The following is a 15,095-nucleotide window of genomic DNA, read 5'->3' as shown; positions in this document are numbered from 1 at the left end:
CCGCCCAACTCGGTGGCCTTTAACGTGGTTTTAATTGAACAAGGAGCTGCTCCTTTGAGCAGCTCCTTGTTTTGTGTGAAGGTCTAGTCCACAGGGATTTTGATGTTTATATTGAAAGGCTTCATGTAATGCATTCCTTTGATGATTAACTGCTCCGGTTGAACGGAGGCATCGAACAACAGGGTGCGCTCCTTCAGAATGGTTCCGTCCGGCAACTTGGTATCGTGTTGATTCAAGGTCGTATTCAGCGGGATATTCTCTCCGTTCGCCTGGATGAATACGCCGTCCAGCATCACGTCCTCTTCGGTAGCAATCGTGATCTCGATACCGCGCGAGGTTGATGACACCTTTTTAATCCACAGTTCCTTGTCTTCCAGCAACACCGGTTGATCGGCGGGGGAAGGAAGAGGGATCTTGAGGTCCAGCTTCCGGTACCCGACGAACTCTTTTATAACCAGCTTCAAAGATTTCAAGTCCTGAGGAAGTGCATCGTAGCGGATATCAAATTTCATTCCCCCATAGGAAGATTGACGGCCGCTGCCGACTTGATCTACCGGTTGTCCGTTTGCTATCAATTCAATTCCGTCCAGGGAGTTTCGAATCCGATCGAAGTTGTCGATGTTCAGCGTTCCCTTGATCATCGTCATCGTAGGAGTAGCCGTAATTGTCTGAAAGGTAATCGTACCCTTGTCGACTTCCAGTGTCTTGCGAATGCGCTGCTTGACCTCGGTTTGCATGGCTTTGTTGGGATCATAGGCAAAAGTCATTTCACTGTCCTTTACCGTTCCAAATGACGGCTGCTGGCGGAAATGCAACGTTAATTTTTTGGCGAACGGACTGACGGGTTCGAAAGTATACGTACCCTTTATCTCGGTATGCTCGTCATTCATTTGGGAGACACCCGATTCCACGAAGGAATCCGTCAGAAAACCGGTGATTTTGGCCGGGCTGAAGATTCCAGTTGCATCCGCCTCCGATACTCCCTGAGGATTGGACAAGGTGTAAAACAGGATCAATTGGTTCGCATCCGTCATGAGTCCATCAATGGTGAGCAGGGTTCCGTCCTCAAGGGTCATCCTTTTTTCAATCGTTTGTCCTTTTCCTTGATCGTTGAGCTCTTGCAGCGTGCCATTAATTAACCCGTCGAACCCGAGCAGTTGTTTGCCGTAATAAGCAAAGGCAGGGAAGTTGAAGCTGAGAATAACGATAAAAAGCAAGACGGCCGCCGCAGCTTTCCAAATGGGCGGAACCCGCCTTTTACTTCGAGATGGGGCTTTGTCCAGCGCTTTTCGGAGCCTCATCTCCAGGTCTTCCGGGGCTGTAATGGAGTCGATCCTCTTTTTCTCCTCCGCCAACCGTTCCTCGATCTTATTCATCGGCTTCACCTCCATACAGTTCTCTCAGCTTCTTCAGTCCCTGAAAAATCCTTGATTTCACGGTTCCCACCGGAACCTCCATCACCTCGGCTATCGCCCTATAATCCAGATCGTGAAAATATTTCAATTGGATCGCTTCTTTTTGCGGTTCGTTTAATTGCTGCATCAGCTCCTGAAGATCCATCTGTCGATCGCTGTTCTGGTAAGGGTCGCTCGTAAGGGGGGGACCGCTAGGGTCCGCTCCATCCGCAGTCTGCAAATCCTCCAGCAGAACAAGCCGTTGCCGTTTACGAAGCTGAGCTTTGCATACATTGACCAGGACAGTCTTACTCCAGCTATAAAATGCATCCTCATTCCGTAGCTGATGAATCCGCTCATACAGCAGGACGATCATTTCCTCCATCGCATCCATCGCGTCATGCTCATTTCCCGTATAGGCGAGAGCCAGCCGGTAGTAAGCGTCTTTATCGGCGAGAATCAGCTGCAGCAAGGCATCTTTATTTCCCCTTTTTGCTTGTTTAATTTGCCTGACGGCATTCATGGCTCCACCTCTCTCCCCTATAAGAGTCGTAACCCTAAGGAAAAGTTCATTTGCTATAAATAATATTTTGCCTGATTCTCCTTTTCCTTGCCACCAACCCGTGCGCATGTATGGAGGAAACACCCAAAAGGCTGTAGAATATAGGACAAATAGGGAATGAGGATAGATACCGGAGGGACAAGGCTATCCTGCCTGAACAGACATGGGACAGAATCCAGGGAGGTTTATATGAAAAAACTCAGGCTTATCGTCTATGCTTTGGCCTTGGTTATGCTTCTGGCGGGCTGCAGCAAAGCCGCAGAAAGGAATTCATCCGCCGTGACCCCGGCAGGGAACGGGATTAATGCGGAGGGTGACGGCGAAATGGCTGCGGAGACCGCTTCGGCGGGGGGCGGTGAGCTTGCGGAAAAGGCAGAGTCATCCGAACCTCAGGACACTGCTATGTTATTTAAAAATTATTTAAAAGAGAAAGGGTTAGGAGGCGATCTCTCACTAATCTATTTTCAACAGGAAGATATAGATTTGGATGGGAACGAAGAAGCGATAGCAGCATTTGGAGATGCTGAGATAGCGGAAAATGAAAGTGAAGAGGATATTGAGTTCAACGAGATTTACGTTTTACGAAATCAGGGCGGAAAGATACATCAGATTGGAGATAGTCTGAATAGCGGCGGATACGGCATCAATGAAATCCGGCTCGTCCAGTTGGAAGACCGGGAGGAGAAGGTCATTTACCTGGGACTCACGAATTGGGTCAGTATGACCGGCTTTGGGTTGGTTGGAATTTCGGGCGATACTTTGGAGAATTTGGCCTAAAGCGCCTCTGCGAGCGGTTCGGGCGAGGATATGCTGATGGACGACGATGAGGACGGAAAGTTTGATGGCTATGAACAGCGCCGGGGCAGCTATGATGTCTTTTATTACGGGGTTACCCGCTATTTCACGTTGGAGCAAGGCGAGTTTGTACAAACCGATACCTCGGTGGAACTGTTGGAATACCCATCTACTCCAAAAGCGGCCGTAATGGAGTTTTTGGCATTAAGCATTATAGACGACCGACTGCCGCCGAATGTGGAAGAGCGTCTTGACGAACTTTGTCAATTCCGCGAGGCGAGCGGTGAACGGCCCGTGCTTGAAGTGGACTACGGGACAGTAGGCAATCTGCAACTGGAGTTGGACGGCGAAGATGCTTATTTCGAAGTGGAGGAAACCGGAAGCGACGCCATAGTTACTTTGGTAGAGACGGGGGCAGAAGGGACCAAGAAGCAAACGATCTTCAGCCTTGCCAAGGACTCGGGTGCTGGTACAGAGAAGTGGAGCATCTACGACATCGAAGTAGTGGGGGGACTGAATAAGTAATTTGGGCAAGGCAAGCCCCAATGAATAATAACTATATTTTATCCAGTTAATTTGTCGGGAGGAGGAAGCAACCCCCTGTCCATTGGTCCAAGCACCCCTCTGTCCAAGGCCATACTTTAACTTAAAGAACAGTTCCGCCAGCAGCAAGCAGCCGCCTGCCCTGTTGGTAGAATTTTTCTATCGTTTACTATGGAAAAATGATCTTGTTCACAACCCCAAAGAATATACTAGAATGCCTAACGAAATGCCGCGGAAGTCTGAAGTTCCGCTATTTTATCGATCGGGAGGGATTCTATGAACAAGAAGAACAGATGGATCAATGCCCCGTACGCATTTGCGCTAGGCATGTTTGCGATGATGGTGCCCAGCCAGGCCTTCAGTTCGTTTTACAGCTATTACTATGTGGAAAAGCTGGGGCTCGGCATCGGCCTGGCGACCCTGGCCCGTACGATCTTCCTGATCTGGGATGCCGTGAATAATCCGATCTTCGGTTACTGGTCGGACCGGACAAAGACGAGATTCGGGCGGCGCAGGCCCTGGGTTATGGGTGCGATTCCGCTGTTTATGCTGTTTTTCGTGCTCGTCTTCTCACCTCCCGGCGGATTGACGGAGAATGGGCTGTTCGTCTGGTTTCTGGTTACGCTGATTCTGTACGAGACGGTTGCAACCGTGCTGTGGGTAAACTACGGCGCTCTATTTCCGGAATTGTTCCGCGGGGACCGCATTCGCGCCAAGGCTTCGGCCGTGGAGCAAGGTTATCAGATTGTTGCGTTGTTGATTGCGACGGCGGTAACGCCCCTCATTTATGCCGCCCTAAACTTCTCGATGATGGCGGTGTTGTATGCCTGCGTCTTCGGGGTAGCGATGTCCGTCTGGGTACTGAGCGTCCGGGAGCAGCCGGATGCCAGCCAAGGGGAGCCATTGAAGCTAATCCCCGCGTTCAAGGCGACGGTGAAGAACAGGAAGTTTTGGGTGTTCAATATTTCGAACTCCTTTGCCCAGACGGTCAATGGACTGCTCAGCTCGATGATTCCTTTTTACGCAAAATACGTGCTGCATATCAGCGAGGCGCAAGTTTCGATTTTGCTGGCCGCCGTGTTCGTATCGGTAATTCCGTTGATCTTCGTCTGGTATTGGATCATCCGCAGAATGAACGGGGTCAAGGCTTGGCGCTTATCCCTCGTCGTTTATGGCCTTTCAATGATTCCGCTCTGGTTCGGATACGATTTGGCCAGCGGAATTGCGGCCGGTGTCGCGGCGGGCTTCGGATTGGCCGGCTTCCTGGTGACTCCGCCGATCGTGAGCGGCCGGATCATCGATGAGGATGCGGAAAGAACAGGGTTAAGAAGAGAAGGAATTTATACCGCGGTGGCCGGGTTTATTACGCGTTCGAGCGGTCTGATCTCTGCGCTGGCCTTTTTTGTGGTCGGCATGATACTCGGCTATGAGAGCGGCGACAATCCGGGACCCGCGCCGGAGTTGACCTTCCGGGTGCTTATCAGCATCGTTCCGATTTGTCTTCTCGCCATCTCTGTCGTTTTGTCTTATAGTGCGAAATTCAATTTCAAGAAGTAACCCACCCACCACAGCTTCGAAACTAAGGAATCTGCAACTGCCGCAAGGGTTCACTCCTGGTTTCAATTATGGGGGCGCGGAATGTATACTAAAACTCGAGGAATCGTCGCAGTCCACAGGAAATAAGGAGCTGAATCCAATCCATGAACATAGCAACTATCCAAAAAGCAGGTCACGGTCAGCAGGGGTATACCGCAACTTTTGAGCGCAGCTTGAAGCATCCCGCCGAGCAGGTATGGTCTTTCTTAACGGAAAATGACAAGCTGAAGCAATGGTTCCCGGAACTAAGCGTGGATGAACTGGTCGAAGGCGGAGCGATCAAGTTTGATATGGGAAACGGTAGCTTCGAGGAGATGACCCTTCTGGAGGTTAAACCCTATAACGTGTTGGAATATACTTGGGACCAGGACCGCGTCCGTTTTGAACTGTTCCCTACGGCGGAGGGCTGCCGGCTTCTTCTCATTGAGAAGATAACAAGGATTACCGACCATACGCCGCGGGATTTGGCAGGCTGGCATGTTTGCCTCGACGTTATTGCCGCCTTGTTGGCTTTGCGCGACTTCCCGTCCCGCAAAGCAGAATGGGAAGAACGGTATGCAGATTATCGCGAGGCCATTTCGGCGATCGGAGATTCACAGGAATGAATGCATAGGAGTATAAGCTGATGAAACGGCATGAACCGGTTGTTTTCCGGGAACATGGCGTTTTTTTTATAAGGCAGCGTTTACAAAAAAACGAGAATACCCTCAAAAAGATTGGAATTTTCAATAGAGATAAGGTAACTTAATATATAACGACAAAAACGTTTTTAACGACATAAGGAGAGAACAAATTGACTACAAAGAAACTGGGAATTCCATTAGAAGGCTTTGCCGAGTTCAGCAGAAAAGTAGCTGCCGAAGGTGCCGTGTTGTTGAAAAATGACGGACAAGTTCTTCCGCTTCAAAATCAAGAAAACGTTGTAATTTTTGGCCGGACCCAGGTCAACTATTACCGGAGCGGTACAGGATCGGGCGGAAGCGTCCATGTGGCCTACACCACGAACCTGCTTGACGGACTCCGGAGCAAAGAGCAGATTAAGGTCAACGAAGACGTAGCGGCTGTCTATGAAAAATGGATTGAGCAAAATCCGTTCGACAACGGCGGAGGCGGCTGGGCTGCCGAACCATGGCATCAGAAGGAGATGCCTTTGACCGAAGAACTGGTGCAATCGGCCCGGCGCCAATCGGACAAGGCGATCATCGTCATCGGACGCACCGCGGGCGAAGATCAGGATAATGCCGATGCGCCGGGAAGCTATCGTTTAACGGATGATGAGAAGGCTATGCTGAGCATGGTAACTTCCTATTTTGAACAAACGATCGTTGTTTTGAATGTTTCCAACATTATCGATATGAGCTGGTTGGACGACGCAGGATATGCGAATCCGATTTCGAGCGTGATTTATGCTTGGCATGGCGGTATGGAGGGCGGCAACGCAATTGCGGATGTGCTTGTTGGAGAAGTGACGCCGAGCGGGAAATTAACCGATACGATCGCTTATTCCATTGAGGATTATCCGTCGACACGGAATTACGGCAATGAGTTCAAGAACTTATACCAGGAAGATATTTATGTAGGATACCGGTATTTCGAAACTTTCTGCCCGGATCGGGTTCATTTCGAATTCGGTTTCGGTCTTTCATATACGCAGTTTAAGCTCGATTCCGAAGAGGCTAAAGTGGTCTCCCGGGAAGGGGAAGCGTATTTGGAAATCGGCGTAAACGTGCAAAATACCGGGACCCGGTTCTCCGGTAAAGAGGTCGTTCAGGTGTATGTGGAAGCACCGCAAGGCAAACTGGGCAAGCCGTCCAAAGTTCTCGCCGCTTTCGGCAAGACGAACGAGCTTCAGCCGGGTGAATCGCAGCGCCTTACGCTAAGCTTCCCGGTACGTTCTTTGGCTTCTTACGATGACGGCGGCGTAACGGGGCATCGTTCCGCCTTTGTGCTGGAAGCCGGAGTTTATCATCTCTATGTAGGCGGTAGTGTGAAGGACCTGGTGCAGATCGGCGTGGATGGACAAAGCGGGTACCATGTGGAGTCGCTGGAAGTCGTGGAGCAGATGGAAGAAGCGCTAGCACCGATCGAGAGCTACTCCCGGATGAGACCGGGTACGCAAAAGGCGGACGGTTCGTACGAGCTCACTTATGAAGAGGTTCCGACACGCAAGATCTCGTTGGCGGACCGGATTCAAAGCCGTCTTCCAAAGACCTTGGAACAAACCGGGGATCAAGGTTATACGCTGCGGGATGTTTCGGACGGAAAAGTCAGCCTGGAGACCTTTATCGCTCAACTCAGCGATCATGATTTGGCGGTACTCGTGCGGGGCGAGGGAATGGTCAGCCCGCTTGTCACCTCCGGTACGGCTTCGGCTTTTGGCGGTGTCAGCGACCGGCTGTTCAACTACGGAATTCCGGTTGGTTGTACGGCGGACGGTCCGTCCGGCATCCGGATGGACAGCGGAGAGAAGGCAACTCAAGTTGCTATAGGCACCTTGCTGGCTGCTACCTGGAATGTGGAGCTCGTTGAAGAGCTTTACGTCCTGGAAGGCAAAGAACTGCTCAGAAACGAGATCGACACCTTGCTCGGACCGGGTCTTAATATCCGGCGCAGTCCTCTGAACGGACGGAACTTCGAATACTTCTCCGAAGACCCGTTGGTTACCGGTGTATTCGCGTCGGCTTGTACGCGCGGCATCATGAAGGGCGGCTCTAACGCTACGTTGAAGCACTTCGCCTGCAATAACCAGGAGAAATACCGCAGTAAAGTGGATTCGGTCGTATCCGAGCGCGCGCTGCGGGAAATTTATCTGAAGGGCTTTGAAATGGCGGTTAAGCAAGGCGGAGCCAATTCGATCATGACGGCTTACAATCCGATCAACGGGCACTGGTCCGCATCGAACTATGACCTCAACACCACCATTCTGCGCGGGGAATGGGGCTTTGATGGCATCGTCATGACCGACTGGTGGGCTGTAATGAATGATGTCGCTAATGGAGGTCCGGCCGACCGGAAGTTTACGAACTTCATGGTTCGTGCCCAAAACGATCTCTACATGGTTGTCAGCAATTACGGCGCAGAAATCAACGCATATGACGACAATACGCTGGCGTCTCTCGAGAACGGAACTCTGACCCGTGGTGAACTGCAGCGGAACGCGATGAATATTTGCCGGTTCCTCATGAATGCACCTGTATTCTCCAGAAAGCAGGTTCTTCATGCAACGGTTCAGCAATTCAAGGCGGCAAGTCTTTCTTCCGAGCCGGCACAGGTGCAAGAGCTGTCCCGTCAAGCACAGGTTGAACCGGTTGCTAATGGATCGACGTTCATTCGGGCAGACGTAGCAGGTCAATATTGGATTACGGTGAACATGATGTCCCCGGACGACTACTTGGCTCAGAGCGCTTGCAATATCATGCTGAACGGCCAATTAATGACTACCGTCCAAACGAACGGGACCGAAGGCAAATGGTTCCGGCAACGGCTCGTAAAAGTCGAGCTGGAAGCGGGTCTCTACGAGCTGACGCTTGATTTCGTCAAACCGGGCTTGCAAATCGGCTGGATCGAGTTCAAATTGTCCTAGAAGAATACCTAAGCGAAGGGGTAGTACATTTGAGAGGATATAATGTTTGGCGACCGGTTTTGTTGATTGCAACTGCGTTATTGACGAATACGCTGGTGACGAACCTCTGCATTTTGTTCGGACTAGAGCGCGGCTTGGCGGGCGATATCGGGTTTGTCGCCATGATTATTGCGGCGTTGGTGACCTATAACCGTATGACGAAGGGCCGCCGCCGGAAGTAAGATTGGGCAGGCAGTTCCTGTTGTTCTTTTACCGGATGGTTAAGTTAATATCGAGAAGCACTGACCTTGGTCGGTGCTTTTCTTATTAGATTAAGACTTTTAGAAGGGTGATTTATATGGTATTTTCCTATCGCACGCCCTAAATCGATGTATAATAGGTAGAGGTAAATAGCAAAATCACCAAATATCCCCTACCAGGAGAAATTGTGTCTATGAAAAAGAACAAAAAGCTAACGCTTATCCTCACACTTACTACAGGTATACTCGTCGGCACAGCGGCCACCGTATTTGCTCAGAATCCCATCACTTTGCTGGTAAACGGATCTAAGATCGGCTCGAAGGAAGCTCCAAGCTTCGTGAACGGAAGGGTTATGGTCCCCATAAGAACGACAGCCGAGGCTCTGGGTAAAGAGGTTCAATGGAATGCTCAGAAGTCAGAGGTCAATATCGTTGATCGGGAAGACCTATTGACCGAATATGTGAAGGGAACTCAGAAGGTCAAAATATGGGGTAAAAAATCGGACGGCGGATACTGGGGAATGCGGATAACCCTTGGTGAGATAACCCGCAACTTTCCTTTCTGGTATAATGTCGGCAATCCATCCTATGCCCCTCAGGTTTATCTTCAGGATCTGAATCAGGACGGCAAGGACGAATTATTGATCATTTTAACGACGGGTTACGGAACAGGATTTAAAGAGGAAAATGCATATATTTTCGATAGTGAGGAATTCTCGGAGATCCCTCTGGAGGACTGGCAAACCTATACTTTAAAACATGTCGTGCCGGGAAAAGTTACGAAAGAGGGGGCCAGCATCCAGATTGATCATAAAGAGCTGGCCATTCCGCATGGTATTCCAGAAGAGGATTTTAAGTCCGACAAGCCTTATTGGTATGAAAGCCCGGCATATGGTCAATATTTCCGGTACGAGGTTCGAAATGATAAACTGTACGCGATTATACCTTTATGGTTCTCTCCGGCGCTTTCATCCGGCCAACTAGAAATTGAGTATTCATACAAAGACAAGTTTTTTCAGGGCGACGGCATTAAGTACGTGGAGAGCGAATAGCATTTGAGGTAATCTGGACGTACAATCGGCAATGGTTGCGTTCTATAATTTAAGAAAAGCCGGGATCCCAGGATTCCGGCTTTTTCTTAAGGAGTCTTTTATGTGGGAAGAGTCCTTGAAGCCGTTAGTCTTCTGGATTCTGCAGCCGGGATTTCCACTCAGCATACAATTCTTCGAGAGACGTATTCAGAATTTTCTCCATTCGATTAGGTTTGCGGATGATTTCATTAAGCGCGTCTATCCCGTATTCATCAATGATGTAATCGATCAAGGTGCCGCTGTAAAAGTAGGCTGCTCCCCCAGCCTTATTGAAATAGTCAGACCGCTGAAACTGCTCCAGATCCGGAAAATCTAAAAAGGCGGAACCGAACAGGAGCTTAGATTCAAACTCGGCTTCAAATTGATTGGACGCATAATAGGCGGTCCCCTCATCAAGCCACTTTGTACGCCCGACCTTCGGGTTGACCTGCTGGATGACAGCGTGAACGAGTTCATGCGTAATTTGATCGGTAAAAGCTTTTCGGGTATTCGGATTTTCGAGGTTCACCGGAGTGTACACTTTAATCGTTTTGTCTCTTGCATCATAGGTGCCTTCCGTATCGCGGCCGATCATTTTACGGAATGCTTCGTAATCCGGGTACACATGAACAGGGAGTTTGCGTTCCGATTCAAAATGGAACATCGTTGACAGGCGCGTGTAGTGTGCGTCGAATTCGAGGGCTAAAATGTCGATCATCTGAGTGGTTTCGGAATCGTTAGTAGGGCTGTAAAAAAGGCCGTGCTCCGTCTCTTGGATGAGGATCAGATCTTTGTGAGTATTTTTAGGGAAGAGGAAAAACGCTGAAATTCCTAATAGCAATAGGACACCCAAGGCTGCTCCTTTATATCTCATATAACACCCCCGTTAAAACTGTTCTATATGAACATACTTGATTTTACTTCTTTGGTAAATAGTATTGAATAGTTTCGTGGTGAGGTAGAAAAGGGAAGAGGAAAGCCGGGAGTTCTCACAGAGCCCTCCCTAATCTTGGCCGACCCACTCTTTCCGGAGTGAAAACAGGTCCCTCAGCTCCTCGGTCGAAAGCTCGGTGATCCAGCCCTCGGAGCTTGCGATGACGTTGTCGCTGAGCTGCTGCTTGCTTTCCAGCATTTCATCGATGCGTTCTTCAAGCGTGCCCAGCGAAATAAATTTATGCACCTGTACGTCGCGGGTTTGCCCGATGCGGTAAGCCCGGTCGGTCGCCTGGTTCTCTACTGCCGGATTCCACCAGCGGTCAAAGTGGAACACGTGATTGGCCGCCGTGAGGTTCAGGCCGACACCGCCGGCTTTCAAGGAAAGAACGAAGACGCACGGCTTTTTGGTGCCGGCCTGGGCGCTTCCCGTCTCAATCGGCGCTTGGAACTGCTCGATCATTTTATCCCGGGCGGATTTCGGCGTACTGCCGTTCAGATAGAGAACAGGCTCTTGGAGTACCTGCTCAAGCACTCGCTGCATCATCTGTCCCATCCCTACATACTGCGTAAAAATAAGGCACTGTTCTCCTTCTTCCCGCAATTCCTTGACCATTTCCAGCAAACGCTCCAGCTTGGAGGAACGGCTGATGAGCGCCTCCAAATCCTTTCCGTCCTTCGAGGAATCTTCCGGCGAAGGGATGGGCTCCTTGGTCATCAACACAGGATGGTCGCAAAGCTGCTTTAATTGAGTGAGCGCTGCTAAAATAGCTCCCTTGCGCTCGATTCCCTCCAGCTTCTGCATGCGTTCCATCAATTGATTTACCGTCTGATCATAGAGGGCCCCTTGTTCGGCGGTTAGATTCACGTACATTTTCATCTCGTTCTTGTCCGGAAGATCAAGTTGAATGTGCGGGTCTCTCTTCTTGCGGCGGAGCAGGAACGGCTTGATGAGCTTCTGCAGATCGGCCGTACGTTGTTCATTGTGCTCCCTCTCAATGGCTTGAACAAAATGTTGTTGAAAAGCCGATGCACTACCCAGGAAGCCGGGACTGATGAAGTCGTAAATAGACCACAGCTCCGAAAGCCGGTTCTCGATCGGCGTGCCGGTGAGCGCAATCCGGTGTCTGGCCGGAAAACTGCGGACGGCGGAGGATTGCTTCGTTTGCGCATTTTTAATGTTCTGGGCTTCGTCCAGACAAATCGTTCCCCAAGCATATTCCTTCAATAACTCCTGATCCAGCGCGGCGGTAGCATAGGAGGTGAGGATCACATCGGCATGGTCCGCAGCCTCGCGGAAAGAATCGCCGTCCAGACGTCTTCCGCCATAGTGGAGCATCACGCGCAGTGATGGTGCAAAGCGGTTGAGCTCCTTCTGCCAGTTCCCCAGCACAGAGGTAGGGCATATGATCAGAGACGGCTGTCCGGATTCTTCGCCTTGCCGCTCCTTTAAGTGAAGGAGATAGGTGATGAGCTGCACCGTTTTGCCGAGTCCCATATCATCGGCGAGGCAGGCCCCGAGGCCGAAACGCTCCAGCAGGACAAGCCAGCCGAATCCCTCATGCTGATAAGGACGCAGCTCCGCCCGCAGTCCGGCCGGCAGCTCGGGCTTGGGCAATTCCGATTGTTGGCCCAATTGCCGGATGAGCTGGTTCAAGTGCTTGTTCAATTCCACTTCAAGTCGGATTTGTCCTGCGAAATCGTCCGTACCGCTCAGCGGGTTCAGGCGGTCTGCCGCACCTTCGGTTCCACCCAGCAAATGAAGCTGGAGCACCTCTTGAAAGGACATTCCCCGCGATGAGTCGACCCGTGCCATGGCTTTGCGAATTTGTGCGAGCAGCCGGGGGTCGAGCGGAATCCATTGTCCGCGGAAGCGGACAAGTCTTTCATTGCGGGCCGCCAGCTCGGCGAATTCGGCTTCGGTCAGATCGGCATCGCCAATCGCGATCCGCCAATCGAAGTCGATGAGCGAATTCAGCCCGAACAGCGATTCCCCGCCGCCGGATTTGCCGCCGCCGGCACCCGCTGAGATTTTGGCCCGCACTCGCGGCTTGGTGCGGCTGGCTGCTTCCCACCAGGAAGGAAGCAGCACCTGCCAGCCGGCGTCCAGCAGCCGCCGGCTGTCTTCGGTCAGAAACTGCCAGGCCGCCCGGTCGTTCAGCGGTTCCGCAAAGACATCGCCGGCGGCAGTCGCTGCTGAGAAATAGGCCTCCGGCAGGCAGGCTTGCAAGCGGTCCAGCCAATTGGCGGAGAGGCTGCGGACGTATTCTGACCACGTCTCGGGCCAAGTGCCGAAGCATCGGCCGTCAGTGCCGAGCCTTATGGGCACGAGCAGCGCAGGATTTAGCTTGTCCTGCAGTACAAGCTGAAGTCGCCAGTCCTCGTCAGCCGATGGATCAAATTCGGTTTCCGGTTCCATTCCGGGTTCAAGCAGCTGCAGCAACGGACGGAAGGGGGAAGTATCCGGCTTCCAGCCGATGTCAATAAGCCAGCTCTGTTCATCGCTTCCTGCGGACATGCGTTCTTTGCTGAACAACAGCGGGTAATCCCGGCGCAAATCGGCAGCGGCTTCTTGAGTGCCGTAATAACGATAGAAAACGGAAGCGGAGAAGGCGGCGCGCACTCTATCTATAAAATCCGGATCTATCTCGTCATAGTTGATCGCGTCCAGTTCTGCTTGGGCGGACGCACTCAAGTCCCATTCCCACGCCAGTTTACCCGATTTAGCCGCTGTATAGCTGGGGATATAGGCTTTCTCCTCCAGACAGACGGCCAGCAGGGGAGCTATTTGACGGAGTGGCTGGGCCTGCGGCTGCCAGGTCCAGTCGATATGCCGGAGCAGTTCGCAATTCGCCAGGAAAGGGATGACCTGCTCGGCCGGGAGCAGTACGATTTCGATATCTTGGATTTGGGAGATTTCCAGCTCCGTCCCGTAATAAGACTCCTCGTGCCAGGCGAACAGGTGGTGCTTCAAAGATAGTCCGGATACGAAATTTCGGTCGTTTACCGTACCGAAAAATAACGCATCCCCATGTTCGCTCAACTGGATACCGATGGATATAGCTTGTTTGAATCGGGTCATGGTATTAGTTTTCCTTTCCTCAGCTCTTCCTGTAAAGCACGAAGACGACTGTGCTTGTCGGTAAAGGAGTCGATAAATTGCTCCCATCGCGCGGTAAGCTTCATTTTGGTATACAGCTTGGAGAGCCGCTTCAACAGCCTTACAGCCTTCTTGTAGCTGCCTCTATTCTTCTCGAGCACATATCTCTCTACAGCCTGATGATAAAAAGGCAGCAATACCTCAGGAGCATTTTTCTCCAGGGGCTTCAGATCGGTTGCACGAATAGCGAGAGGATCGACATTATTGGAAAGCTGCAAGTCCATCCACTGCCTCCATTGCCCCAGCTCGATCATAAGCTGTTCGTAAATACGCTCCGAATAAGGGAGCATCTCTCTGAGCGTGCTCCACATCCTTTCCTCACATTCCGGAAGCTGTTCTACCGTCTTGCTCCAGTAGCCTGCATAACTGTCCATGACGTCTTTGTACCGGCTTTCTAGCAGAGGTCCGACCGTAATAAGCCAGTCCAATAATCGGGTCCAGTCTTGTTCCATCAGCATTAAGCCCAGAATATTCAGAATGAAAACATAATAATCCTTCGTATTCTCCTGCGCCTGTTTGAGTAGCTCCAGAGCCATCCGATCATCGGATAAGCGGTAGTACATCCAGCATTGGGCCCGAATTAGTGCTTTTTGATGCACACTTGAACCGGGTTGTTTCCCCGCTTGCTCCAATAGCTCCAATTCGCGCAAAAAAACATTTTTATCTTTTATATTAGGCACAATCCAGGCTTGCCAGAGTTGATAATAAGGTTCTCCGAAAATCTGATCCTGCTGTGCATTCAGCATTTCATTGCGTATAAAGTCCAGTGTTTGCAGGACAACAGTCCATCCTTGTTGTTCAGGCCCGAGAGGTAGTGGTTCACCAAGGATTTGCCCGATGGACTCTTGCATTTCCTTTACGGCCACCGAATTGTAATAGCCCATAAAATTGGCATGATAAGTAGTGGAGGTTGACTTGGCAGGTAAAATTAACAGCTTAAGACAGTAAAGAGCGGCATTCAGATCATAAATAAGTCCCAAGCCGGGCTTGAGCTCCGGCTTAACGCCCCGGATCGCTTTCAAGACGTTTTCTGCATACCGTACCGTAATCGTTTTATCATCTACAGCATTTGCGCATAAATTGAACAGTTCATGCCATTCCGAAAGTGACGGTTCCGGAATAGCCCCCTCATTATCGTTCATGTGATTGCCCCGCATTTTCTTCCTCATTTCTTAAATTCTATTACATAGAGGTTTCTGTATTGTGAGTATATCAAAATA

The 15,095-nt window shown here is 50.8% G+C and carries 12 protein-coding genes; 7 read left to right on the top strand and 5 right to left on the bottom strand.

The features are described 5' to 3' along the window. Window positions 1–83: 83 nt before the first annotated feature. Together KB559_RS13275 and KB559_RS13270 are read right to left on the bottom strand one after the other, a co-directional pair. Window positions 84–1,376: a DUF4179 domain-containing protein gene (locus tag KB559_RS13275; RefSeq protein WP_211022412.1), complete on the bottom strand. Its 1,293-nt coding sequence runs from the start codon at window positions 1,374–1,376 to the stop codon at window positions 84–86. After that, window positions 1,369–1,917 (bottom strand): sigma-70 family RNA polymerase sigma factor, encoded by a 549-nt coding sequence (locus KB559_RS13270; RefSeq protein ID WP_211022411.1) that lies wholly within the window; start codon window positions 1,915–1,917, stop codon window positions 1,369–1,371. Before KB559_RS13270 ends, KB559_RS13275 begins: the two co-directional genes overlap by 8 nt. Before the next feature lie 228 nt (window positions 1,918–2,145). Here KB559_RS13270 and KB559_RS13265 point away from each other — a divergent pair, with 228 nt between their 5' ends. The 7 genes from KB559_RS13265 to KB559_RS13235 all read left to right on the top strand — a co-directional run bounded on the left by KB559_RS13265 (window position 2,146) and on the right by KB559_RS13235 (window position 9,764). Beyond that, window positions 2,146–2,733, top strand: a complete 588-nt coding sequence (locus tag KB559_RS13265; protein WP_211022410.1) for a hypothetical protein — start codon at window positions 2,146–2,148, stop codon at window positions 2,731–2,733. Window positions 2,734–2,769: 36 nt separating this feature from the next. Beyond that, window positions 2,770–3,276, top strand: a complete 507-nt coding sequence (locus KB559_RS13260; protein ID WP_211022409.1) for a hypothetical protein — start codon at window positions 2,770–2,772, stop codon at window positions 3,274–3,276. Between the two features lie 294 nt (window positions 3,277–3,570). After that, window positions 3,571–4,851 (top strand): MFS transporter, encoded by a 1,281-nt coding sequence (locus tag KB559_RS13255; protein WP_211022408.1) that lies wholly within the window; start codon window positions 3,571–3,573, stop codon window positions 4,849–4,851. Between the two features lie 143 nt (window positions 4,852–4,994). After that, window positions 4,995–5,495: an SRPBCC family protein gene (locus KB559_RS13250; protein ID WP_211022407.1), complete on the top strand. Its 501-nt coding sequence runs from the start codon at window positions 4,995–4,997 to the stop codon at window positions 5,493–5,495. 188 nt (window positions 5,496–5,683) lie between these two features. After that, window positions 5,684–8,473, top strand: a complete 2,790-nt coding sequence (locus KB559_RS13245) for a glycoside hydrolase family 3 protein (RefSeq protein WP_211022406.1) — start codon at window positions 5,684–5,686, stop codon at window positions 8,471–8,473. A gap of 59 nt (window positions 8,474–8,532) precedes the next feature. Further along, window positions 8,533–8,694: a hypothetical protein gene (locus KB559_RS13240; RefSeq protein ID WP_348772917.1), complete on the top strand. Its 162-nt coding sequence runs from the start codon at window positions 8,533–8,535 to the stop codon at window positions 8,692–8,694. Window positions 8,695–8,906: 212 nt separating this feature from the next. Further along, window positions 8,907–9,764, top strand: coding sequence for a copper amine oxidase N-terminal domain-containing protein (locus KB559_RS13235; RefSeq protein ID WP_211022404.1), 858 nt, complete (start codon window positions 8,907–8,909; stop codon window positions 9,762–9,764). 124 nt (window positions 9,765–9,888) lie between these two features. Here the strand turns inward: KB559_RS13235 and KB559_RS13230 are convergent, their stop codons facing one another. The 3 genes from KB559_RS13230 to KB559_RS13220 form a co-directional block, all read right to left on the bottom strand. Continuing rightward, window positions 9,889–10,500 carry a gluzincin family metallopeptidase gene (locus tag KB559_RS13230; protein WP_211022403.1) on the bottom strand — a complete coding sequence of 204 codons (612 nt, stop codon included), beginning with the start codon at window positions 10,498–10,500 and terminating at the stop codon, window positions 9,889–9,891. A 285-nt stretch (window positions 10,501–10,785) separates the two neighbouring features. Continuing rightward, complete coding sequence (locus KB559_RS13225) at window positions 10,786–13,797, bottom strand: DEAD/DEAH box helicase (RefSeq protein ID WP_211022402.1); 3,012 nt, start codon at window positions 13,795–13,797, stop codon at window positions 10,786–10,788. Then, window positions 13,794–15,017: a hypothetical protein gene (locus KB559_RS13220; protein WP_211022401.1), complete on the bottom strand. Its 1,224-nt coding sequence runs from the start codon at window positions 15,015–15,017 to the stop codon at window positions 13,794–13,796. The genes KB559_RS13225 and KB559_RS13220 overlap by 4 nt, the downstream gene beginning before the upstream one ends. Between the last annotated feature and the right edge of the window lie 78 nt (window positions 15,018–15,095).

The organism is Paenibacillus sp. Marseille-P2973 (genome assembly GCF_018101095.1).
In the GTDB taxonomy this organism is placed as follows: Bacteria; Bacillota; Bacilli; order Paenibacillales; family Paenibacillaceae; genus Fontibacillus; species Fontibacillus vini.
Note: the sequence above shows the minus strand (reverse complement) of the source record. Positions and strands in the feature narration are given on the sequence as shown.